The sequence below is a fragment of the Roseateles sp. P2_H4 genome, assembly GCF_056403315.1.
Genome location: NZ_JBFUFR010000069.1, coordinates 1 through 22,415, shown reverse-complemented (window position 1 = coordinate 22,415; position 22,415 = coordinate 1). Strand labels below are relative to the sequence as shown.

Here is a 22,415-nt window from a genome sequence, read left to right as displayed (position 1 = left end):
CGGTCGGCATGCCCGGCGTGACGGCCTGGTATGGCCTGATGAAGATCATCAACGTGAAGGCTGGTGAGACGGTCGTCGTCAGCGCCGCCAGCGGTGCCGTCGGCAGCGTCGTCGGCCAACTCGCCAAGGCGCGTGGCGCCCGCGCGGTCGGCCTGGCCGGCGGTGCGGACAAGTGCCGCTACGTCGTCGAGGAACTGGGCTTTGATGCCTGCATCGACTACAAGCAGCACCCCGATGTGAAGTCGCTGTCCGCCGCGCTGAAGGCCGAGTGCCCGAGCGGCATCGACGGCTATTTCGAGAACGTCGGCGGCATGATCCTGGACGCCGTGCTGCTGCGCGCCAATGCCTTCAGCCGCATCGCCATGTGCGGCATGATTTCCGGCTACAACGGCGAACCCATCCCGCTAACCTATCCGCAGCTCATCCTGACCAACCGCATGAAGGTCGAAGGCTTCATCGTGTCCGAGCACATGGAAGTCTGGCCCGAGGCGCTGAAGGAGCTGGGCACGCTGGTCGCGACCGGCAAGCTGAAGTTCCGCGAATCGATTGCCGACGGCATTGCCAGCGCGCCCGAGGCCTTCATCGGCCTGCTCAAAGGCAGGAACTTCGGCAAGCAGCTCGTCAAGCTCGTCTGATGCGCTGGACCTGCGTCCCTTTCGACGAGCTGAGCACGACGCAGCTCTACGACGTGCTGGCCCTGCGCTCCGAGGTCTTCGTCGTCGAGCAGCACTGCGTCTTCCTCGACATCGACGGCCTGGACCGCCAGACCTGGCATCTGCTGGGCCAGGGCGACGACGGCCGGCTCAAGGCCTATGCGCGGCTGATCCCGCCCGGCCTGAAGGCGGCCGACGCCCTCATCGGCCGTGTCGTCACGTCGCCCGCGGCGCGCAGCGGTGGCGTCGGCCGCGCGCTGATGGCCCAGGCCCTCGTTGAGTGCGGGCGGCTGTGGCCCGGCCACGCGATCACGCTGCATGCCCAGGCCCATCTGGAGCGCTTCTACGCCAGCTTCGGTTTCACGCCGATCGGCGAGCAATACATGGAAGACGGCATCGCCCACATCGAAATGCACAAGGAGACCAACACATGAGCAAGCAAACCGCTGTCATCACCGGCGCAGGCTCCGGCTTCGGCCTGGAAACCGCCCGCCTCGCCGCCCAGCGCGGCATGAACCTCGTCCTTGTCGACGTGCAGGCCGATGCGCTCGACAAGGCCGCGTCCGAGTTCAAGGACGTCGAAGTGCTGGCCCGTGTCGTCGACGTCGCCAAGGCCGATCAGATGCAGGCGTTGGCGGACGCGGTGCAGCAGCGCTTTGGCGCGCCCCACTTCGTCTTCAACAACGCCGGCGTCGGCTCGGGCGGCCTGATCTGGGAGAACTCCCTGGCCGACTGGGAATGGGTCATGGGCGTCAACGTGATGGGCGTCGTGCATGGCGTGCGCCTGTTCACGCCCATGATGCTGGCCGCCGCCAAGGCCGACCCGGCCTACTCGGGCCACATCGTCAACACCGCCTCCATGGCCGGCATGCTGAACCCGCCCAATATGGGCGTCTACAACGTGTCCAAGCACGCGGTGGTGTCGCTGTCCGAGACCCTCTACCAGGACCTGTCGCTGGTGACCGACCAGGTCCATGCCTCGGTGCTCTGCCCCTTCTTCGTGCCCACCGGCATCAGCCAGAGCCATCGCAACCGCCCGAGCGAGTTCGCCAGCGCCAAGCCGACCAAGAGCCAGCTGATCTCCCAGGCCCAGACCGATAAGGCCGTGTCCTCGGGCAAGCTGACGGCGGCCGACGTCGCCGCGATGGTGTTCGACGCCATCGACCACAACAAGTTCTACATCTTCAGCCACCCGCAGGCGCTCGCCGGCGTGCAGACGCGCATGGAAGACGTCATGCTGCTGCGCAACCCCACCGACGCCTTCGCCGACCGGCCCGAGATCGGCGCCGGCCTGCGCGCCAAGCTGCGCGCCGATTGAGCGCGCCCGGCGGGGCCTGACCTTCGCGTCGGTCTCGCCAGCCACCCTTCGCAGCGACTGCACCTGCACTGAGCCCTGCCGGCCATAGCCGGCAGGGCCGCAGCGCATGGAACAGCGAGAAGCCCAGGGTTGACGGCAGGCCCCAATGCATCCGGAAATGGGATACTCATCTCACGGAACGACAGGTCACAAAAAATGAAACTGCCTTCCGAAAATACCGGAGACAGCAAGTCATGAGCAGAACGATCTCGATGAGGCACACGCTGAGCTATGGCAGTGCCAACCTGCTGGGCAGCGGCGCCCTGGCCATCGCGGCGGCCTGGCTGCTCTATTTCTACACGACCTTCTGCGGACTGACGGTCGTCGAGGCGGCCACGATCTTCTCGGTGGCCAGCATCCTGGACGCCATCAGCAACCCCGTGATGGGGTATATCAGCGACAACTTCTACAACACGCGATTGGGCCGCAGGTTCGGGCGCCGACGATTTTTCATTTTGATCGGCATCCCGGCAGTGCTGCTGTATCCCTTGATGTGGATCGAGGGTTTCGGGTTCTGGTACTACCTGAGCATGTATGCCCTCTTCGAGCTGGTCTACACGATGATCATGGTGCCCTACGAAACCCTGGCGACGGAGATGACCACGGATTTTGCCGTCCGCTCCAAACTCACGGGCTCCAAGGCCATGTTCGGCAAGGGCGCCAACTTCCTGGCTGCCTTCATCCCGGCCCAGCTCTTCCTGGTCTACAGCAAGGAGTCGGCCACGCCCTTCCTGCTGACAGGCATCATCTACGCCCTCATCATGTGCGCCGCCATGGCGGCCCTCTACTTCTCCTCCTGGGAGCGGCCCTTCAACGAGGTGGTGCAGGAACGCGCCGGCAGCCTGGGCAAAGCCCTCAGGAAACTCGCCGTGGACATGCTGTCCACCTTTCATCTGAAGATCTTCCGCAAACACCTCGGCATGTATCTGCTGGGGTTTGGAGCGGAATGGCTGTTCGCTTCGATATTTACCTATTTCATCGTCTTCTGCATGGGGCAGGACAAATCCGTTGTCGGCTACCTGAACAGTTTCAGCTCGGTGATGCAGCTGATATCGACCATGCTGTTCATCGGTCTGTGCATCAAATTCGGTTTTGCACGCCCCTACCGTATCGCCCTGCTCGTCGTTTGCGGCAGCGTGCTGGCCTATGCCGCGCTGTTCTACCTGGGCTGGTCCAAGGAAACCACGGCCATCGCCCTCTTCGCCATCACGGCCGTGTTCGGCCTGGGCACCGGCGGCGTCTACTACATCCCCTGGACGGTCTACACCTTCCTGGCCGACGTCGACGAGGTGCTGACGGGCCGACGGCGTGAAGGCATCTATGCCGGCGCCATGACCTTCGCCGGCAAGATCACCCGCTCAGCCATCGTCTTCGCCATGGGCTGGACATTGGGCCAGTTCGGCTTCCTCTCCGGCCAGGCCAGCCAGCCGGACACCGCGATCAACGCCATCATCGGCATCTTCACCCTGGGCGTGATCGGCCTCGGCCTGGGTGGCATCTACTACACCACCCAGATGAAGCTCGACCGCAAGAACCACGCCGTCCTGCTGGAAGAGATCGCCCGCATCAAGGCCGGTGGCCGCATTGCCGACGCCCCTGCAGAGGCCCGTGCCGTGGCCGAGGAGCTGACAGGCTGGAAATACGAGCAGTGCTGGGGCAACAACGCCCTGGCGGTGCCGGTAGGGGCCTGAGCGCCGCGGATCCTGATGCCGTGAAGGCCCGATGCGACAGCGCCGCGGGCACCAGTTCCTAGAATCCGGCATGCATCCCCAAGATCTCAAGGCCGATATCGCCATCATTGGCGGCGGCCCTGCCGGCCTGATGGCCGCCGAAGTGCTGGCCGCAACCGGCCGCGCTGTCACCGTCTATGACGCCAAGCCCAGCGTCGGCCGCAAATTCCTGCTGGCCGGCAAGGGCGGCCTCAACCTGACCCACTCCGAGCCCTTCGAACCTTTCGTGGGCCGCTTCGGCGCACGCGCTGCCGAGATCGAACCGCTGCTGCGCGCCTTTGATGGCGACGCGCTGCGCGCCTGGGCCACGGGCCTGGGCGTCGAGACATTCGTCGGCACCTCGGGTCGCGTCTTTCCCAAAGACCTGAAGGCCGCGCCGCTGCTGCGCGCCTGGCTGCACCGGCTGCGCGTGGCGGGCGTCAAGTTCGCGATGCGTCATCGCTGGACGGGCTGGGCTGACGATGGCGCGCTGCGCTTCGACACGCCCGACGGTGAACGTCTCGTGGCACCGCAAGCAACCCTGCTTGCGCTGGGCGGCGCCTCGTGGCCGCAGCTCGGCTCCGATGGGGCCTGGGCCCCCTGGCTCGCCGCGCGCGGTGTCGACATCGCTCCCTTCCAAGCCGCCAACTGCGGCTTCGACGTCGGCGCCACGGCAGCCCAAGCCACAGGCCCCGGCTGGAGCGAACGCTTTGCCACCGAGTTCGCCGGCCAGCCGATCAAACCCGTCGCGCTCGAGACCGACGGATTCGCCAAGCGCCCCGGCGAGTTCGTCATCACGGCCACCGGCATCGAGGGCTCCCTGGTCTACGCCGCCAGCAGCGCGCTGCGCGAGCAGATCGCGACCACCGGTTCGGCCACGCTCCACCTCGACCTGCTGCCGCAGCTCACGCCCGAGCGTGTGCTCGCCGAAGTCAAGCACCCGCGCGGCAGCCGCTCGCTGTCCTCGCACCTGAAGAGCCGCCTGCACCTGAATCCGCTCAAGCTCGGCCTGCTGCACGAATTGCTGACGCGCGAGCAGATGCTGGACGCCGCCACGCTGGCCGCCGCAATGAAGCATCTGCCGCTGACGCTGCACGCGCCCCGTCCCGTGGCCGAAGCGATCAGCACGGCGGGCGGCGTGCGCTTTGAGGCGCTGGACGACGGCCTGATGCTCAAGGCCCTGCCCGGCGTCTTCGTCGCGGGCGAGATGCTGGACTGGGAAGCGCCGACCGGCGGCTATCTGCTGACGGCCAGCATCGCCAGCGGCCGCGTGGCGGCGCAAGGCCTCGCGAGTTGGCTCAGTGTTTCCCGAGCTGCGTCTCCAGCTGGCTGACGTCCTTGCCCAGCTCGGCAAGGTAGCGATTGCGCTCCTCGCTCGTCCACTCCGCATCCGAGAAGGCCTTGAGCGCATAGCTGCCGCTCTTGTAGACGACGCCCTCGCGCCGCGGCAGCATCGCGCGGTCCGGGAAGCGGTCCTCCATCAACAGAAAACCCTGCAGATCGCGCAGCCGCAGCGGCATCGCCGGCGCACCGTCGCGCAGCAGCTTGCCGAAGACGCGCAGCCGCGCGGTCTGGGCGCCTGCCCCCAGCTCCTCGTTGAAGCTGACCAGCGCAAAAGGCTGGCCCTTGGCGTCGTCGACACGCGCGTTGACGACGTAGCGGCCCGCCTGCTTGACGTTGAGCCCGACGACAAAGTCCAGTGAGCCGTCGGCCACGCGGTCGCTGATGGCGCCCCATTCGGCCGGCACCCCCGGCTGGTAGACGACGTCGAAGTTGACGACGCCCTGGCGGCCGTCCTGGCTCAGCATGACCTGCAGGCGCAGCGTGCCGGCGAAGTCGGCGAAGGCCGTCTGCGAGGGCTGGAACTGGGCGCTGTAGACGCCCTCGCTGCCAGTGAAGCCCAGCGCCAGCTGCGGCCGGCCGGCCGCCTGGCGCGGGTCTGGCAGGTCGAAGGCGACGGCGCGGGTGATCAGCAAGGGCAGCGTCCTGCCCGCATCGTCCTGCGCGCTGACGCTGACCTTGACGACTTCCTCGCCACTCATGAAGACGCGGTCCTGGGTCGTCAGGATGCGCACACCCGGCACCGCCCCCTTGGCGCCGGGGAAGCGCAGCGGCAGGCTCTCGCGGATGGGCGCGAAGGGGTGGAGCTGGTCGGGGTGCTGATCGATAGGCCGCGACTCGTGCGGGTAGCGGGTCTGCTCACGGTAGGTGGCCAGCGTCAGCTTGGCGCGCTCCAGCCGCTGCAGCAGTTCATCGCGCTGCGACATGCGCTCGCGCAGCGCGGCTTCCGTGAACGGCGAGCCTGGCGGACGAGATGCACCTGTCGATGCGGCCGGGGCGGGCAGCGCCAGATGGCTGCGCGCCACGGCGGCCCGGGCCTCGGGCACGGCCGCTCCACGCGGCCAGACCCACCAGGCGATGAGGCCGGCCAGCGCAGCGCCGGCCAGCCAGAACCCCGGCTTCACTTGGCGTAGTTCACCATGTCGGCCCGCACCAGGCCGACCGTGCCCTGCCAGTTGCCGTTGGTGTAGTGGTTGTAGGCCTCGGCGTCGTCACGGAAGACGACCGTGTGGTTGCTCCATTTCGCCGCGCCACCCTCGGCCGGCGCGGTGCCCAGCGTCAGGTCGTTGCAGAACCAGTCGCTCGGGTTGCAGTAGCTGCCGCCGCCGCTGCCCGAGATGCCGCCCGCCGAGTGGTAGGCGATGGCCTCATCGTCCTGGCCCGGCAGCACGCCGGAATACAGCGTGCCCTTGGCGCCGGCCCACAGATAGAACATCTTGCTGCGGGTGTTGTTGTGGTCGTACATGGCGCGGGCCGTGCCGGTCTTCAGGTCCGACACCAGCGGTTCGGACAGGGCCCAGTCGCCGGCGTTGGCCAGTTCGCTGCCACCCGCGGCGCCCGCGGCCACGTCCACCCATTTGATGTTCCAGCCGGTCTGCGTCGTGCCATCGCTGTTGGCGCAGGAGCCGTCGCCGCCGGGCGTCGCGTTCTTCTTGTAGCGCGACGAGCCGCCATACATGGCCAGCGTGTAGCCGATCTGCAGGTTGCCGGCGCTGTGCACGGCGATGTAGCACCAGTTGCTGCCGGTGCAATAGCAGTCCAGCGCGTTGCGGATCAGGTAGTTCTTGTCCGAGACATGGCTGTAGCCGTCCCAGTTGACGGCTTTCTTGTTGACGCCGGCGGCCGTGCCGGCCGGGCCCCAATAGGTGAAGTCGGCGTAGTTGCCGGCCACGCCGCCGCCGGTGCGACCATTGATCCACAGCGAGTAGTTGGTCGCGAATACCGTTGAGGCGGTCCCGGCCGCAAGGGCGATACCGAGAACCATCAGAAACCGGCGAGAAAAAAACTTCCGCATCCTTGTCTCCTGTCTTTGTTTGTCTGTCGGTACTGCGCCGGCGACTGTAGGGAGGGGTCCGGTCTGGCAAACCCTCGGTAACCCGAAGAAATCGCGCCCAGGGCTACAGATGGCAGTGACAGGAAAATGAGACTTGACGCGGCGTGCGTCCACAGGCTGCACGGCCTGAGAGACGCGCAGCGGCTCGTCGAACCCTTCACTAAAACCCCTGTGGGAAAATCAAAGGCTTTTCGCCCGCATTCCCGAGCCCGTTTTGGACAACAAGCTGATCGTTTCCCAGATTGCCGCCGAGCTGAAGGTGAGGCCCGCCCAGGTGCAGGCCGCCGTCGACCTGCTGGACGGCGGGGCCACCGTGCCCTTCATCGCCCGCTACCGCAAGGAGGCCACCGACGGCCTCGACGACATCCAGCTGCGCGAGCTGGATGCGCGCCTGGCCTACCTGCGCGAGCTGGCCGAGCGCCGCGAAGCGGTGCTCAAGAGCATCGCCGAGCAGGGCAAGCTGACGCCCGAGCTCGAAGCCGCCATCCGCACCGCACCGACCAAGCAGGAGCTGGAAGACCTCTACCTGCCCTACAAGGTCAAGCGCCGCACCAAGGGGCTGATCGCCCGCGAGGCCGGGCTGGAGCCGCTGGCGGACCAGCTGTTCGCCGACCCAGCGCTGGAGCCGCTGGCCGAGGCCGCCAAGTTCATCAATGCCGAGGCGGGTTTCGCCGACGCGCATGCGGTGCTGGACGGCGTGCGCGACCTGCTGGCCGAGCGCTGGGCCGAGGACGCCGTGCTGGTGGGCAAGCTGCGCGAGTGGCTGTGGGACGTGGGCCTGTTCCAGTCCAAGATCATGGACGGCAAGAGCCCGGACACGCCGGACAACGCCAAGTTCCGCGACTACTTCGACTACGCCGAGACCATCAAGACCGTGCCCTCGCACCGGGCCCTGGCCGTCTTCCGCGGTCGCACCCAAGAATTGCTGGACGCCAAGCTGGTGCTGGACGAGGAAGTCGTCGCCGGCCAGCCCACGCTCGCCGAAGGCCGCATCGCCTCGCATCTCGGCTGGCGCCACGCCAACCGCCCGGGCGACGCGCTGATCCGCAAGACCGTGGGCTGGACCTGGAAAGTCAAGCTGTCGCTGAGCCTGGAGCGCGACCTGTTCGCCCGCCTGCGTGAGTCGGCGGAGGCCACCGCCATCAAGGTCTTCGCCGAGAACCTGCGCGACCTGCTGCTGGCCGCGCCGGCCGGCAAGCGCGTCGTCATGGGCCTGGACCCGGGCATCCGCACCGGCGTCAAGGTCGCCGTCGTCTCCGACACCGGCCGCGTGCTGGACACGTCCACTGTCTACCCGCACGAGCCGCGCCGCGACTGGGATGGCTCGTTGCATACGCTGGCCAAGCTGTGCGCCACGCACGGCGTCAACCTGATCGCCATCGGCAACGGCACGGCCAGCCGCGAGACCGACAAGCTGGCCGGCGAGCTGATCAAGAAGCTGCAGGCGCTGGACGCCAGCGTGCAGATCGAGCGCGTCGTCGTCAGCGAGGCCGGCGCCTCGGTGTATTCGGCGTCCGAGTTCGCTTCCAAGGAGCTGCCCGACCTGGACGTGTCGCTGCGCGGCGCCGTGTCTATTGCCCGCCGCCTGCAGGACCCGCTGGCCGAACTGGTCAAGATCGACCCCAAGAGCATCGGCGTCGGCCAGTACCAGCATGACGTCAACCAGAGCGAGATGGCCCGCGCGCTGGACGCCGTCGTCGAGGACTGCGTGAACAAGGTGGGTGTGGACCTGAACACGGCCTCGCAGGCGCTGCTGGCGCGTGTCTCGGGTCTGTCGGCATCGGTGGCCAGCAGCATCGTGCGCTGGCGCGATGCCAACGGCGCCTTCAGGAACCGCCAGCAGTTGCTCGACGTCAGCGGCCTCGGCCCCAAGACCTTCGAGCAGTCGGCCGGCTTCCTGCGCATCCGCGGCGGCGACAACCCGCTGGACTTCAGCGGCGTGCATCCCGAAACCTACCCGCTGGTGGAGAAGGCGCTGACCCAGCTCAAGCGCACCGCCGCCGACATCGTCGGTCGCAGCGAGGTGCTGCGCACCCTCAAGCCTGAACTGCTGGCCGACGAGAAGTTCGGCCTCATCACCGTCAAGGATGTGCTGGCCGAACTGGAAAAGCCCGGCCGCGACCCGCGCCCGGACTTCAAGGTGGCCCGCTTCAACGACGGCGTCGAGGACGTCAAGGACCTGCAGCCCGGCATGCTGCTGGAAGGCACGGTCAGCAACGTCGCGCAGTTCGGCGCCTTTGTCGACCTGGGCGTGCACCAGGATGGGCTGATCCACGTCAGCCAGTTGGCCAACAAATTCGTCAGCGACGCCCGCGAGGTGGTCAAGACCGGTGACATCGTCAAGGTCAAGGTGCTGGAGGTCGACCTGGCGCGCCAGCGCATTTCGCTCACGATGAAGCTCGATTCGCAGGCCCCGCGCGGGCCCAAGACCGACAACAATTTCCGCCCTGCTGCCCGCAACGAGCGCGGCCCGCGCGATGCCCAGACCAGCGGCGGCAATGCCATGGCGGCCGCGTTCGCCAAGCTCAAGCGCTGACCCGGGCTGACCTTCGTCATTGACACATCACGCCGTCATCATGGCGGCCCGCACCACGGGCCGTCGATTGACGCCCCTGAAACCGCAACTGGTCGCAGCGGCGCTGCGCCACGACAGCGCTGCCGCTATGGTCCGCGCCGCCTCGAAGAATCCCCGGAGTCCGTCTTGAAAACCCCCGCCCTCGCCTTGCTGCTTCTGCTCAGCCCAGCCCTGGTCCTGGCCCAGCAGGAGGTCGACCGCGCTGCCACCTCGCCGACCCAAGGCAACCAGCTCGAGCGCGTCTCGGTGACGCGCCAGCAGAACGACACCGACCTGCGCCGCCGCGAGCCTGTGGCCAAGCAGCTCTATGGCCGCGAGGAGCTGGACAAGTACGGCGACACCCAACTGAGCGACGTGCTCAAGCGCCTGCCCGGCATCAACGTCACGGGCGGCCAGCTGCGCATGCGCGGCCTGGGCGGCGCCTACACGCAGATCCTCGTCAACGGCGAGCCGGCGCCCCCGGGCTTCAGCCTGGACAACCTCAACCCCGCCCAGGTCGAGCGACTGGAGGTCAGCAAGGCCCCCACGGCCGACCAGAGCGCCCAGGCCATCGCCGGCACGCTGAACATCATCCTGAAGGACGCGCCGCGCGTCGTGCAGAAGGACCTGCGCCTGGGCGTGGCCTATGCGAGCGAGAAGCCCGTCATCAACGCCGGCTTCACCTATGGCGACCGCATCGTCGGCGGCGTCGGCTTCGTGCTGCCGATCTCGGTCTACCAGTGGAACTTCAGGAACGAGCTCGACGGTGAGCGGCTGAGCAACGCCACCCCGACGCCGCCGCTGCAGTTGCGCCAGCATGTCAGCAACGAAGGCTGGGACCGAGGCCACGGCCGCGGCTTCAATGTGTCGCCGCGCCTGAACTGGAAGCTGGGCGACGACGAGACGCTGAGCCTGCAAGGCTTCTTCGTCAACAACCGCTTCCGCAACGAGGGCGAGAACACCGTCACCAAGCTGGCCGACAGCGACGCGCTCTATGTGCCGCGCACCATCAACGAGACGACGCGCAACCGCGGTACCTTCTCGGCCAACCGCGTCAACCTGCAATACAACAACCGCTTCAACGAGGACCGCCGCATCGAGCTGCGCGCTGGCGCGGGTTCGGGTGGTGCCGACTTCAACTTCGACTTCGAAGGCCGCAACGGCGCCACGCCCATCGTGCGCACGACCTCGGGCGAGAACCGCAACCGCAACGCCTCGCTGGCCGGCAAGTACAGCCAGTACGCGGGCGAGGCCCACACCGTCACGTTCGGCAGCGAGATCGAGCGCCGCGTGCGCGACGAAAACCGTCGCACTGTGGAGAACGGCGTCGACCTGTTGCCCGGCATCGAAGGCCAGCCCTTCAACGCCACCATCACCCGCACGGCCTTCTATGGCCAGGACGAATGGGAGATCAACAAGCAGTGGTCGGCCTATTTCGGCGTGCGCCATGAGCAGATCAAGATGGAGAGCGAAGGCAGCCGTGACATCAACGGCAGCGCCGACTTCCAGAGCACCAGCAAGGTCACGACGCCGCTGCTGCACCTGAACTTCAAGCCCGACCCCAAGGGCCGCGACCTGGTGCGTGCCAGCCTGACGCGCAGCTACAAGGCGCCCGATGTGCAGCAGCTCATCAACCGCCCGTCCATCAACACCACCGAGCCGCTGACGGTCGGCAACACCCGCACGACGCCCGACCGCATCGGCAACCCGGCGCTGAAGCCCGAGCTGGCAACCGGCCTGGACGTGGCCTATGAAAGCTATCTGCCGGCCGGCGGCCTGGTGTCGGTGGGCGTTTTCCACCGCCGCATCACCAACCTGATCCGCACCGACCAGCCGCGCCTGCAAACGGTGACCTGGGCACCCACGCAGCGCTGGGTCATCACCCAGATCAACCTCAGCAAGGCCACCACGCAAGGGCTGGAGCTGGAGGTCAAGGGCCGCGCCGGCGAACTCTTCCCCAGCCTGTTCGACCCGACGACAGCGCTCTCGCTGCGCGCCTCGCTCAACCTCTACCGCTCGTCGGTCAACGACATTCCCGGTCCGAACAACCGCCTCGAAGGCCAGCAGCCCTGGCAGTTCAACTTCGGCGCCGACTACCGCATGAAGTCCATGCCGATCAGCATGGGCTTCAGCGCCCAGATCGCGCCCAACTTCGACGTGCAGCAGAGCGCCCTGCAAAGCCAGGAAAGCCTGGCCTCGCGCTCGCTGGACGCCTTCGCCGCGATGCAGGTCAGCAAGCAGGACAGCGTGCGCCTCAGCGTCAACGGCCTGTTCCAGCCCAAGCAGGGCTCGCGGGTGACCTACACCAACCTGCAGGACTTCGTGCTGAACGAGCGCAAGCCCGTCGCCTGGTGGGCGGTGAACTGGGAACACAAGTTCTAGAAATGGGTGCCCCTCGCCCAGCCTCGCGGCGCTGGACGCGCGCGGGTCTGGTCGGGACCGCACTGCGGCCAGCGGCCGCAGTGCTTCGGCAGGCACATGCCGCCCACTGGGCGCCACGTGTCCGGCCTCAGCCCCCGAGGGGACGGCGATGCTTGCGGCATTGAGCCGCAAGCACATCGCCAGACGGGCCGGCTCGGGAGCAGCCCAGCGCTCGGCCCGAAAGACTCGCGTCCCGACCGTGTCAGCCCACGCAGCCGGTCTCGGCTATCTTCTGCGGCGATGACTTCCGCAGCACTCCAAGTATTTGCCGGCCCGGCCGCCCGCGCGCGCCTGGCCGAGCGCGGCCTGCGCGCCGAAGACGTCGGCCTGATGCCCGCCGCGGCCGGCGGCCCCAAGGGGCTGATCCTCAACGGCCTGGACCGCTACATCTTTGGCGACTGGCTGCCGCAGAGCCGCCAGACCGTGCATCTCGTCGGCGCCAGCATCGGCGCCTGGCGCATGGCGACGGCCGCGCTGGCACACCGGGACGTCGCCGCTGCCTTCGACACCATGGCCGAGGCCTATGTGACGCAGGAGTACGACGTGTTGCCGGGCGAGAAGCGCCCGCGGCCGGAAGGCGTCAGCAAGCGCTTCGGCGAGATCCTGGGCGAGATYTTCCAGGGCCGCGAGTCGGACGTGCTGGCCCACCCGCGGCTGCGACTGCACGTCGTCACGTCGCGCGGCCGCGCTGGCCTGCTGGCGCGCGAGGGCAAGCTGCGCACGCCGCTCGGCTATCTCGGTGCGTTCGCGGCCAATGCCCTGTCGCGTCCGCTGCTGGGCCGCTTCCTGGAGCGCGTCGTCTTCTCCGACCCGCGCGACCGCCTGCCGCTGAAGCTGAACGACTTCACGAGCCGGGAGGTGCATCTGTCGCGCGCCAACCTGCGTGGCGCGCTGCTGGCGAGCTGCTCCATCCCCTTCTGGCTGCAAGCCCAGCACGACCTGCCCGGCGSGCCGCSCGGCGCCTACTGGGACGGCGGCATCACCGACTACCACCTGCATCTGGACTACCGCGCGCTGCAGTCGTCCACCGCGCCGCTGGTGCTCTATCCGCACTTCCAGCGCCAGGTCGTGCCGGGCTGGCTGGACAAGGCACTCAAGCACCGTCACCGCTCGACGGATTTCCTCGACAACGTCGTGCTGCTGTGCCCGTCACCCGAGTTCATCGCCCAGTTGCCCGGCGCCAAACTGCCGGACCGCAACGACTTCATGGCCCTGGACGCCACCGAGCGCCGCCGACGCTGGCGCATCGCGGTGACGCAAAGCCAGCGCCTGGCGGATGAATTCGCCGCGCTGGCGCAGCGCGATTCGCTGACCGCCCTGCCCCTCTAGCGCCGACGCCTCAGCACGACCACGCCGAAGCCGGCCAGCATCAGCAGCCACGCGCCGGGTTCGGGAACGGCGCTCACCGCCCAGTTCAGGCCCGAGGCCGAGCTGATGCTGAAGCCCGGCACGTTCTGGCCAGCCAACACCAAGCTGGCGCCGGCGAGATAGCTGGTGAAGGACAGCCCGCTGTTGGCCATCCAGCCGGGGAAGCCGCCGGAACTGCGCTGGCCGGCGTCGGCCTGGGTGTAGATGCCCACGTCCATGCTCTGCCCGATGACGACCGGCAAGCTGAAGGTGATCACCTCGTTGATCACCAGGCTGGAATCAGGCGCCGAACCCACGCCCCAGGCGCCGACCTGGCGATCCGTGCTCCACAGGTGATTGGAAGTGCCGTCGTCGTAGCCCGGATTGGCAGCGTTGAGCTGGGCCTGGTTGACATAGGGCACAACCTGGAAGCCCGTGCCGCCGGCCTCCGCCGTGGCCCACAACGTGCCCTTGACGGCGACACTCAACAGCAGATAGCCCGACTCGCCCGCGTGGCCGGCCGCGTTCACCGACAGGCTGTCGGTATAGCCGCCATTGACGCCGCCATGTGCGAACCAGGTCGCTGCGGGCGCGTGGTTCTCGGCGCTCATCTGCACCCAACCCATGCGGGCGGCGCCCGAGGAGCTGTTGCTGATCTGGACGCCGCTGGAGCTGGCGTTGTCCGACACCGTGCCGCTGCTGAAATAGTGGGTGTTGCAGACGCCGCCGGCGAACTGGCTGCTGATGTCGTCGCCGGCCCAGAAGCCGCTGCCGCCGCCAATGGGCGAAGCACAGACATTCAGGAAGCCGCCGGGCGGCACGATATCCAACTGGCGGGGCGCGGCCTGGGCGCCGAGGGGCAGCAGGGCGCCAATGGCGCAAAAGGCGATGGCGGCAAGGCGCATGGCAGGACTCCGGCTGGCAACGATGCGCAGCAGGCTACGCCGCACCGCCCTCGGGCAGAAGACTGCAAGCTAGGGGACGTTAGAATTACCTCTCCCTCCCCTCACAAGAGCGAGAAAGGCATCCTGGTTATGACACCGCGAACTACGACCACCTTCACCGGTACCTAGTCGGCCGCGGCTCGTCACGCCAGTCCTTTGGACTCCACCAATCAAGCGCGGCAAGTGGCCGCGCTTTTTTGTTTCTCGCTCCCGGAGCACCCCAATGATTTCGATCCAACTCCCCGACGGCTCGCGCCGTGAGTTCCCCGCCGCACTGTCTGTCGGCGACGTCGCTGCCAGCATCGGCGCCGGCCTGGCCAAGGCCGCCCTCGGCGGCAAGGTCGATGGCAAGCTCGTCGACCTCAGCCACGTCATCGACCACGACGTTCAGCTCGCCATCGTCACCGAGAAGGACGCCGACGGCCTGGAACTGATCCGCCACTCGACGGCCCACCTGCTGGCCTATGCCGTCAAGGAGCTCTACCCCGAGGCCCAGGTCACCATCGGCCCGGTCATCGAGAACGGCTTCTATTACGACTTTGCCTACAAGCGCCCCTTCACGCCCGAGGACCTGGTCGCCATCGAAGCCAAGATGACCGAGCTGGCCAGGAAGGACGAAAAGGTCGTGCGCCGCGTGCTGCCCCGTGACGAGGCCGTGGCCCACTTCAAGGCCATGGGCGAGGCCTACAAGGCCGAGATCATCGGCAGCATCCCCGCCGACCAGGACGTGTCGCTGTACGCCGAGGGCAAGTTCGAGGACCTGTGCCGCGGCCCCCACGTGCCCAGCACGGGCAAGCTCAAGCACTTCAAGCTGATGAAGGTGGCCGGCGCCTACTGGCGCGGCGACCATCGCAACGAGATGCTGCAGCGCGTCTACGGCACGGCCTGGGCGACCAAGGATGACCTGCAGAAATACCTGACGATGCTGGAGGAAGCCGAGAAGCGCGACCACCGCCGTCTCGGCAAGGAACTCGACCTCTTCCACATCGACGAGCACGCCCCTGGCGTCGTCTTCTGGCATCCCAAGGGCTGGACGATCTGGCAGGAGGTGGAGCAGTACATGCGCCGTGTCTACCGCGACAACGGCTACCAGGAGGTCAAGGGCCCGCAGCTGCTGGACAAGACGCTGTGGGAGGCCACGGGCCACTGGGACAAATACCGCGACAACATGTTCACGACGGAATCGGAAAAGCGCGACTACGCGCTCAAGCCGATGAACTGTCCCGGCCACATCCTGATCTTCAAGCACGGCGTGAAGAGCTACCGCGACCTGCCGCTGCGCTTCGGCGAGTTCGGCCAGTGCCACCGCAACGAGCCCACGGGCGGCCTGCACGGCATCATGCGCGTACGTGGCTTCACGCAGGACGACGGCCACATCTTCTGCACGGAAGACCAGATCCTGCCCGAGTGCGTCGCCTACACGGCCCTGCTGCAGAAGGTCTACAAGGACTTCGGCTTCACGGACATCATCTACAAGGTCGCGACGCGCCCGGACGCCCGCATCGGCTCCGACGAGGTCTGGGACAAGGCCGAGCACGCGCTGATGGAATCGCTGCGCGCCTCGGGCGTGGACTTCATCATCTCGCCCGGTGACGGCGCCTTCTACGGCCCCAAGATCGAATACACGCTGAAAGACGCCCTGGGCCGCCAGTGGCAGTGCGGCACGATGCAGGTCGATTTCTCGATGCCGGGCCGCCTGGGCGCCGAGTTCGTCGACGAGGACGGCCTGCATAAAAACCCAGTCATGCTGCACCGCGCCATCGTCGGCAGCCTGGAGCGTTTCATCGGCATCCTGATCGAACAGCATGCCGGCGCCCTGCCCGTCTGGCTGGCTCCGACGCAGGTCGTGGTGGCCAATATCACCGACGCGCAGGCCGATTACGTGTCTGAAATTGTGAAATCGCTGCAAAAACAAGGGCTTAGGGCCTCGGCGGATTTGCGCAACGAGAAGATCACCTATAAAATCCGCCAGCATTCCATGCAAAAGCTGCCGTACATCCTCGTCGTAGGCGACAAGGAAAAGGCGAATGGCAGYGTTGCGGTACGCGCCCGTGGCAACCAGGACCTTGGCGTGATGCCCCTGCAGGACTTCCTCGATCGGATCTCCGCAGACATCACCAACAAGGTCTGACAGCCTTCCGGGCGCGATTTGTTTTGTTTGGGCCCCTCGCCTTGGGGCCCGTTGAAAGGTCCACACCATCGCTACGTTTGCTGACCGTCGTGCGATTCCGGAGCGCAAGCACCGGTTGAACCGCGAAATCATGGCTCCCGAAGTCCGCCTGAACGGCCCCGAGAATGAACCCATCGGCGTCGTCAGCATCCAGGAAGCCCTGCGTATGGCGGGCGACATGGATGTGGATCTGGTCGAGATCTCTGCCACCGCGAATCCGCCGGTCTGCCGGCTGATGGACTACGGCAAGTTCAAGTACCAGGAGCAAAAGCGCGCTGCCGAAGCCAAGTCCAAGCAGAAGATCATCGAAATCAAGGAAGTCAAATTCCGTCCGGGCACGGACGAAGGCGACTACCAGATCAAGATGCGCAATCTGCGCCGCTTCATCGCCGAAGACGGTGACAAGGGCAAGGTCACGCTGCGCTACCGGGGCCGTGAAATCACCCACCAGGACATCGGTATGCGCCTGCTGGAGCGGATTCGCGACGAACTGGCCGACGTGGCGATCGTCGAGAACATGCCGAAGCTTGAGGGCCGCCAGATGATCATGGTGCTGGCCCCCAAGAAGCGGTAAGCGGTTTTTTGAAGTTCAACCGGCAGGTTTGGTCGCCTGCCGGTTCACAAGTCTCCTGAGGCCAACAAGCGTGACGGGCTCTTTCGTCACCGCCCCAGGGACACACTTAAAAGGAGCATTCACATGCCCAAGATGAAGACCAAGAGCAGCGCGAAAAAGCGTTTTCGCGTTCGTCCGGGTGGCACCGTCAAGCGCGGTCAGGCGTTCAAGCGCCACATCCTGACCAAGAAGACCACGAAGAACAAGCGTCAGCTCCGCGGCGCCGTCACCGTGCACGAAACCAACATGGGTCACATCGCTCAGATGCTGCCCTTTGCTGGCCTGTAATTCATCACTGACTCAAGGAGAAACACATGCCTCGCGTCAAACGTGGTGTAACCGCTCGTGCCCGTCACAAGAAGGTCTTGGCTCTGGCCAAGGGCTTCCGGGGTCGTCGTAAGAACGTCTTCCGCATCGCCAAGCAGGCGGTGATGAAGGCGGGTCAATACGCCTACCGTGACCGTCGTACCAAGAAGCGCGTCTTCCGTCAGCTCTGGATCGCCCGTATCAACGCTGCATCGCGTGGTCTGGGTCTGTCCTACAGCAAGTTCGTGGCGGGTCTGAAGAAGGCCCAGATCGAGATCGACCGCAAGGTCCTCGCCGATCTGGCCGTGAACGACCCGGCTGGTTTTGCCAGCATCTTCGCCAAGGTGAAGGCCGCGCTCGCCTGATTGCGATTCGCCCTGGCTCGCGTCGGGGCACGCAAACTTTCAGGGCCGGCCCACCAGGGTCGGCCCTTTTTCATTCCGAATTCCGAATGTCTGATCTCGACGCTCTTCTTGAAGCGGCACGCAGCGACTTTGCCGCCGCGCCCACACCCGCTGAACTCGAAAACGCCAAGGCGCGCTTCCTCGGCAAGTCCGGCCGCGTGACCGAACTGATGAAGGGCCTGGGCGCCCTCAGCATCGAGGAAAAGAAGACTCGCGGCGCCGAGATCAACCAGCTCAAGGTCGGCATCGAAGCCGCCCTGACCGCCCGCCGCGACGCGCTCGCCACCGCCGAGCTCGAGAAGCAGCTCAAGGCCGAGGCCCTCGACGTGACGCTTCCCGGCCGCAGCCGCGGCACCGGTGGCCTGCACCCGATCACGCGCGCCATGGAGCGCATCGAGGCCATCTTTGCCTCCATGGGCTTCGACGTGGCCGACGGCCCAGAGATCGAGACCGACTGGTACAGCTTCTCGGCGCTGAACAACCCCGAGAACCACCCTGCCCGCTCCATGCAGGACACGTTCTACGTCGACATGAAGGACGAGAACGGGTCGTGGCTGAACCTGCGCCCGCACACCAGCCCGATGCAGATCCGCTACGCGCAGGCCCACGCCAAGCGCTATGCGGGCCAGGAGACCATGCCCGAGATCCGCGTCATCGCGCCGGGCCGCACCTACCGCGTAGACAGCGATGCGACCCACTCGCCGATGTTCCACCAGGTCGAAGGCCTGTGGGTGGGCGAGAACATCTCGTTCAAGGACCTGAAGGCGGTCTATCTCAACTTCATCACCGCCTTCTTCGAGACCGATCAGCTGCAGCTGCGCTTCCGGCCCAGCTACTTCCCCTTTACCGAGCCCAGCGCCGAGATCGACATCATGTTCGAGAGCGGCCCGCTGAAGGGCCGCTGGCTGGAGGTGTCGGGCTCCGGCCAGGTGCACCCGCAGGTGATTCGCAACATGGGCCTGGACCCCGAGCGCTACATCGGCTTCGCCTTCGGCTCCGGCATCGACCGCCTGGCCATGCTGCGCTATGGCGTCAACGACCTGCGCGCCTTCTTCGACGGCGACCTCCGCTTTCTCTCGCAGTTCAAGTAAATCGTTATGCAATTCCCCGAGTCCTGGCTGCGCGAGTTCTGCAACCCGCCGCTGTCCACTGAAAAACTGGCCGAACTGCTGACGATGTCCGGCATGGAAGTCGAAGAGCTGCGCCCCGTCGCGCCGCCCTTCCATGGCATCGTCGTCGCCGAAATCCTCGAAGCCGAACAGCACCCCAACGCCGACAAGCTGCGTGTCTGCAAGGTCAACGCCGGCGGCACGGAGCCCCTGCAGATCGTCTGCGGCGCGCCCAACGCCCGCGTCGGTATCAAGGTGCCGCTGGCCACCGTCGGCGCCGAGCTGCCCACCGACGACGCGGCCAAGCCATTCAAGATCGGCGTCGGCAAGCTGCGCGGTGTCGACAGCTTCGGCATGCTGTGCTCGGCCCGCGAGCTCAAGCTCAGCGAAGACCACGGCGGCCTGCTGGAACTGCCCGCCGATGCAGTCATCGGCGAAGACATCCGCAAGCACCTGAACCTCGACGACACGCTGTTCACGCTGAAGCTGACGCCCAACCTGGGCCATGGCCTGAGCGTCTTTGGCGTCGCGCGTGAAGTGGCCGCGTTGACCGGTTCGCCGCTGCTGAAGGCGGAGTTCCCGCCGGTGAAGCCCGGCATCGACGACAAGCTGCCCATCCGCATCGAAGCGACCGACCTGTGTGGCCGTTTCTCGGGCCGCATCGTCAAGGGCATCGACACGAAGGCGCAAACGCCGGCCTGGATGGTCCAGCGCCTGGAGCGCTGCGGCCAGCGTTCGGTGACAGCCCTGGTCGACATCTCCAACTACGTGATGTTCGAGTACGGCCGCCCGTCGCACATCTTCGACCTCGACAAGATCAGCGGCGAGCTGGTGGTGCGCTGGGGCAAGGCCGGCGAGCAGCTCAAGCTGCTGAATGGCAACACCATCACTGTCGATGAAAAGGTCGGCGTCATCAGCGATGCGCGCGAGGTCGAGTCCCTCGCCGGCATCATGGGTGGCGACCACACCGCCGTGTCCGACGACACGCGCAACGTCTACGTCGAGGCCGCCTTCTGGTGGCCCGAGGCCGTCATGGGCCGCGGCCGCCGCTACAACTTCTCGACCGACGCCGGCCATCGCTTCGAGCGTGGTGTCGATGCCTCGCAGACTGTCGAGCACATCGAGCGCATCACCCAGCTCATCATCGACATCTGCGGCACCCCGGACACGCGCGTCGGTCCGATGGACGACCAGTCGCCCAATGTGCCGGTGCGCCAGCCCGTCGCGCTGCGTGTGGCCCGCGCGGCCAAAGTCATCGGCATGCCGCTGACGCAGGCGCAATGCGAAGGCGTGTTCACGCGCCTGGGCCTGCCCTTCACGTCGGTTGACGGCGTCATCACGGTGACCCCGCCGAGCTGGCGCTTCGACATCCTGATCGAGGAAGACCTCATCGAGGAAGTCATCCGCGTGCTGGGCTACCCGACGCTGCCGTCCACCGCGCCGCTGGCACCCATCGTCGGCCGCACGGGCTCGGAATCGCGCCAGGCCACCCACGCGCTGCGCCGCGCGGTCGCTGCCCGCGACTACTTCGAGACGATCAACTTCAGCTTCGTCGAGGAACGCTGGGAGCGCGAGCTGGCCGGTGTCACCGATCCGATCAAGCTGCTGAACCCCATCGCCGCGCCGCTGTCGGTGATGCGTACCAGCCTGATCGGCAGCCTCGTGCAGGTGCTGCGTCACAACCAGTCCCGCCGCGCGACGCGCGTGCGCGTGTTCGAGTTGGGCCGCGTGTTCAAGCGCGATGCCTCAGTCGCCAACGGTCCGCTGTCGGTCGCCGGCATCGAGCAACCGCTGCGCCTGGGCGGCCTGGCCTGGGGCCCGGCCGATCAGCAGCAGTGGAGCCAACGCGATCGCGCCATCGACTTCTTCGACGTGAAGGGCGACCTGGAAGCGCTGTTCGCGCCGCAGACGCTGACTTTCGAAGCGGCCGAGCACCCCGCCCTGCACCCGGGTCGCAGCGCCCGTGTGAAGCTGAACGGCGCCGTCATCGGCATCGTCGGCGAGCTGCACCCGCGCTGGCGCCAAGGCTACGAGATCAGCGGTGGCGCACCCATCGTCTTCGAGCTGGATCTCGACGCCGCACTGACCCGCACGCTGCCGCAAGGCCAGCCGCTGCCGCGCCAGCAGGCCGTGCAGCGCGACCTGGCCCTTGTCGTCAAGGACAGCACGCCCCACGACGCGCTGATGGCCGCCATCACCGCCGCCGGCGGCGCACTGCTGCGCTCGGCCAGGCTGTTCGACGTATTCAAGCCGGCAGCAGGTGCCAGCAGCACGGACTTGCAAGCCGACGAGCGTTCCCTGGCCGTGCGCCTGGAGCTGCTCGACGACGAAGCCACATTGACCGACGAGCGCATCGAGGCGGCCGTGGCCGCCATCGTGGCGGCCGCCGGCAGCCAACTCGGCGCGCGCCTGCGCGGCTGACCCCGGAACAGGAAGAGCAATGGACGCGAACGACGCCAAGAAATCCGAAGCCGCTGCGGTCGTCATCGGCAGCCTGGAAACGCCCACGCTGACCAAGGCCGAGCTGGCCGAACTGCTGTTCGACAAGCTGGGCCTGAACAAGCGCGAGTCCAAGGACATGGTCGAGGCCTTCTTCGACATCCTGCACGACAGCCTCGTCAAAGGCCAGGACGTCAAGCTCTCGGGCTTCGGCAACTTCAACATCCGCCGCAAGGCGCCGCGCCCGGGCCGCAACCCGCGCACCGGCGAATCCATCCCGATCAAGGCCCGCAACGTCGTGACTTTTCACGCCTCCCACAAGCTCAAGGGGTTGGTGCAAGGCGACGCGCCCAGCGGCGAAGACTTCGAGTAGAGTCTGACGTCCTGCCTCAGCTTTCGCTCCGAAGCCCTTGATTTCAATGGACAAAGCGCTGCCTTCCATCCCCGCCAAACGCTACTTCACCATTGGTGAGGTCAGCGAACTGTGCGGCGTGAAGCCCTATGTGCTGCGCTATTGGGAGCAGGAGTTCACCCAGCTCAAGCCCATGAAGCGGCGCGGCAACCGGCGCTATTACCAGCACCACGAGGTGCTGCTGATCCGCCGCATCCGCGACCTGCTCTATGACCAGGGCTTCACCATCAGCGGTGCCCGCAACCAGCTCAGCGAAGGCCTGCCGCCCAGTGCAGCGCAGAACTTCCGCGACGAAGCCGAGGCGGCCCAGGCCCTCGATGCCTTGGACGGCGAACTGGATGGCGACGAGCTCGACGTCGCGGTCGAGCTGGTGCAGTTGCCCGCCCTGGGCCGCCCCGGGTCGTCGCACGCCCATGCCCAGCCACTCAAGGCCGCCGAGGCCTCGATGACGCTGCCGGTGCTCGCCATCGACCCGCTGACCTCGCTGGAGCAGGTCCGCGCCGAACTTCTTGCCATCCGGGCCAGCCTTCTGGGCTGAGACCCCGATTTCTCGGCTATACTGCTTGGCTCAGTCGGGGCGTAG

19 protein-coding genes are annotated in these 22,415 nt (G+C 66.6%); 16 read left to right on the top strand and 3 right to left on the bottom strand.

Annotated features, from left to right (window positions below):
• The 5 genes from AC1DW3_RS29595 to AC1DW3_RS29575 all read left to right on the top strand — a co-directional run.
• The coding region (locus AC1DW3_RS29595) for a zinc-binding dehydrogenase (RefSeq protein ID WP_477937672.1) at window positions 1-635 on the top strand (635 nt) is incomplete at its 5' end.
• Entirely contained in the window at window positions 635-1,087 is a 453-nt protein-coding gene (locus AC1DW3_RS29590; protein ID WP_477937670.1) for a GNAT family N-acetyltransferase, read from the top strand. The genes AC1DW3_RS29595 and AC1DW3_RS29590, both read left to right, overlap by 1 nt.
• A complete protein-coding gene (locus AC1DW3_RS29585) occupies window positions 1,084-1,971 on the top strand; it encodes an SDR family oxidoreductase (RefSeq protein ID WP_477937668.1) in 888 nt (295 codons plus the stop codon). Before AC1DW3_RS29590 ends, AC1DW3_RS29585 begins: the two co-directional genes overlap by 4 nt.
• A 233-nt stretch (window positions 1,972-2,204) precedes the next feature.
• The gene (locus AC1DW3_RS29580) at window positions 2,205-3,701 is read left to right on the top strand and encodes an MFS transporter (protein WP_477937666.1); all 1,497 of its coding nucleotides are present in this window, start codon (window positions 2,205-2,207) and stop codon (window positions 3,699-3,701) included.
• Window positions 3,702-3,771: 70 nt separating this feature from the next.
• Window positions 3,772-5,052 (top strand): BaiN/RdsA family NAD(P)/FAD-dependent oxidoreductase, encoded by a 1,281-nt coding sequence (locus tag AC1DW3_RS29575; protein WP_477937664.1) that lies wholly within the window; start codon window positions 3,772-3,774, stop codon window positions 5,050-5,052.
• On the opposite strand, the gene AC1DW3_RS29570 is transcribed toward AC1DW3_RS29575, so the two are convergent.
• The gene (locus AC1DW3_RS29570; RefSeq protein WP_477937662.1) at window positions 5,018-6,184 is read right to left on the bottom strand and encodes a hypothetical protein; all 1,167 of its coding nucleotides are present in this window, start codon (window positions 6,182-6,184) and stop codon (window positions 5,018-5,020) included. The genes AC1DW3_RS29575 and AC1DW3_RS29570 overlap by 35 nt on opposite strands.
• Window positions 6,181-7,044: a hypothetical protein gene (locus AC1DW3_RS29565; protein ID WP_477937660.1), complete on the bottom strand. Its 864-nt coding sequence runs from the start codon at window positions 7,042-7,044 to the stop codon at window positions 6,181-6,183. The genes AC1DW3_RS29570 and AC1DW3_RS29565 overlap by 4 nt, the downstream gene beginning before the upstream one ends.
• Window positions 7,045-7,327: 283 nt before the next feature.
• Here AC1DW3_RS29565 and AC1DW3_RS29560 point away from each other — a divergent pair, with 283 nt between their 5' ends.
• The 3 genes from AC1DW3_RS29560 (at window position 7,328) to AC1DW3_RS29550 (ending at window position 13,417) form a co-directional block, all read left to right on the top strand.
• Window positions 7,328-9,649, top strand: a complete 2,322-nt coding sequence (locus AC1DW3_RS29560; RefSeq protein WP_477937658.1) for a Tex family protein — start codon at window positions 7,328-7,330, stop codon at window positions 9,647-9,649.
• A 165-nt stretch (window positions 9,650-9,814) separates the two neighbouring features.
• Window positions 9,815-12,049: a TonB-dependent receptor plug domain-containing protein gene (locus tag AC1DW3_RS29555; RefSeq protein WP_477937656.1), complete on the top strand. Its 2,235-nt coding sequence runs from the start codon at window positions 9,815-9,817 to the stop codon at window positions 12,047-12,049.
• Window positions 12,050-12,328: 279 nt separating this feature from the next.
• The gene (locus tag AC1DW3_RS29550; protein ID WP_477937654.1) at window positions 12,329-13,417 is read left to right on the top strand and encodes a patatin-like phospholipase family protein; all 1,089 of its coding nucleotides are present in this window, start codon (window positions 12,329-12,331) and stop codon (window positions 13,415-13,417) included.
• Here the strand turns inward: AC1DW3_RS29550 and AC1DW3_RS29545 are convergent.
• Window positions 13,414-14,340 carry a PEP-CTERM sorting domain-containing protein gene (locus AC1DW3_RS29545; protein WP_477937650.1) on the bottom strand — a complete coding sequence of 309 codons (927 nt, stop codon included), beginning with the start codon at window positions 14,338-14,340 and terminating at the stop codon, window positions 13,414-13,416. The genes AC1DW3_RS29550 and AC1DW3_RS29545 overlap by 4 nt on opposite strands.
• A 262-nt stretch (window positions 14,341-14,602) precedes the next feature.
• Between AC1DW3_RS29545 and thrS the strand changes: the two genes are divergently transcribed.
• The 8 genes from thrS to AC1DW3_RS29505 all read left to right on the top strand — a co-directional run bounded on the left by thrS (window position 14,603) and on the right by AC1DW3_RS29505 (window position 22,370).
• Window positions 14,603-16,510, top strand: coding sequence for a threonine--tRNA ligase (thrS, locus tag AC1DW3_RS29540; RefSeq protein ID WP_477937648.1), 1,908 nt, complete (start codon window positions 14,603-14,605; stop codon window positions 16,508-16,510).
• Between the two features lie 67 nt (window positions 16,511-16,577).
• A complete protein-coding gene (gene infC, locus AC1DW3_RS29535; RefSeq protein WP_082532663.1) occupies window positions 16,578-17,123 on the top strand; it encodes a translation initiation factor IF-3 in 546 nt (181 codons plus the stop codon).
• A gap of 123 nt (window positions 17,124-17,246) precedes the next feature.
• Window positions 17,247-17,450: a 50S ribosomal protein L35 gene (gene rpmI / locus AC1DW3_RS29530; RefSeq protein WP_056197410.1), complete on the top strand. Its 204-nt coding sequence runs from the start codon at window positions 17,247-17,249 to the stop codon at window positions 17,448-17,450.
• Window positions 17,451-17,476: 26 nt separating this feature from the next.
• A complete protein-coding gene (rplT, locus tag AC1DW3_RS29525) occupies window positions 17,477-17,833 on the top strand; it encodes a 50S ribosomal protein L20 (RefSeq protein ID WP_025564000.1) in 357 nt (118 codons plus the stop codon).
• An 86-nt stretch (window positions 17,834-17,919) separates the two neighbouring features.
• Entirely contained in the window at window positions 17,920-18,963 is a 1,044-nt protein-coding gene (pheS, locus tag AC1DW3_RS29520; protein ID WP_477937646.1) for a phenylalanine--tRNA ligase subunit alpha, read from the top strand.
• 6 nt (window positions 18,964-18,969) lie between these two features.
• Window positions 18,970-21,402, top strand: coding sequence for a phenylalanine--tRNA ligase subunit beta (gene pheT / locus AC1DW3_RS29515; protein ID WP_477937644.1), 2,433 nt, complete (start codon window positions 18,970-18,972; stop codon window positions 21,400-21,402).
• A 19-nt stretch (window positions 21,403-21,421) separates the two neighbouring features.
• Window positions 21,422-21,793, top strand: a complete 372-nt coding sequence (locus tag AC1DW3_RS29510) for an integration host factor subunit alpha (RefSeq protein WP_477937642.1) — start codon at window positions 21,422-21,424, stop codon at window positions 21,791-21,793.
• A gap of 46 nt (window positions 21,794-21,839) precedes the next feature.
• On the top strand, window positions 21,840-22,370 hold the full coding sequence (locus AC1DW3_RS29505) for a MerR family transcriptional regulator (RefSeq protein WP_477937641.1): 531 nt from the start codon (window positions 21,840-21,842) through the stop codon (window positions 22,368-22,370).
• The last annotated feature ends 45 nt before the right edge of the window (window positions 22,371-22,415 follow it).

Bases quoted from the DNA above. Each gene is read 5' to 3' on its own strand.
- rpmI (WP_056197410.1), top strand. From the start codon at position 17,247: ATGCCCAAGATGAAGACCAAGAGCAGCGCGAAAAAGCGTTTTCGCGTT.
- AC1DW3_RS29505 (WP_477937641.1), top strand. From the start codon at position 21,840: ATGGACAAAGCGCTGCCTTCCATCCCCGCCAAACGCTACTTCACCATT.
- AC1DW3_RS29585 (WP_477937668.1), top strand. From the start codon at position 1,084: ATGAGCAAGCAAACCGCTGTCATCACCGGCGCAGGCTCCGGCTTCGGC.
- pheT (WP_477937644.1), top strand. From the start codon at position 18,970: ATGCAATTCCCCGAGTCCTGGCTGCGCGAGTTCTGCAACCCGCCGCTG.
- AC1DW3_RS29580 (WP_477937666.1), top strand. From the start codon at position 2,205: ATGAGCAGAACGATCTCGATGAGGCACACGCTGAGCTATGGCAGTGCC.
- AC1DW3_RS29565 (WP_477937660.1), bottom strand. From the start codon at position 7,044: ATGGTTCTCGGTATCGCCCTTGCGGCCGGGACCGCCTCAACGGTATTC.
- AC1DW3_RS29545 (WP_477937650.1), bottom strand. From the start codon at position 14,340: ATGCGCCTTGCCGCCATCGCCTTTTGCGCCATTGGCGCCCTGCTGCCC.
- rplT (WP_025564000.1), top strand. From the start codon at position 17,477: ATGCCTCGCGTCAAACGTGGTGTAACCGCTCGTGCCCGTCACAAGAAG.
- AC1DW3_RS29575 (WP_477937664.1), top strand. From the start codon at position 3,772: ATGCATCCCCAAGATCTCAAGGCCGATATCGCCATCATTGGCGGCGGC.
- pheS (WP_477937646.1), top strand. From the start codon at position 17,920: ATGTCTGATCTCGACGCTCTTCTTGAAGCGGCACGCAGCGACTTTGCC.
- AC1DW3_RS29590 (WP_477937670.1), top strand. From the start codon at position 635: ATGCGCTGGACCTGCGTCCCTTTCGACGAGCTGAGCACGACGCAGCTC.
- AC1DW3_RS29510 (WP_477937642.1), top strand. From the start codon at position 21,422: ATGGACGCGAACGACGCCAAGAAATCCGAAGCCGCTGCGGTCGTCATC.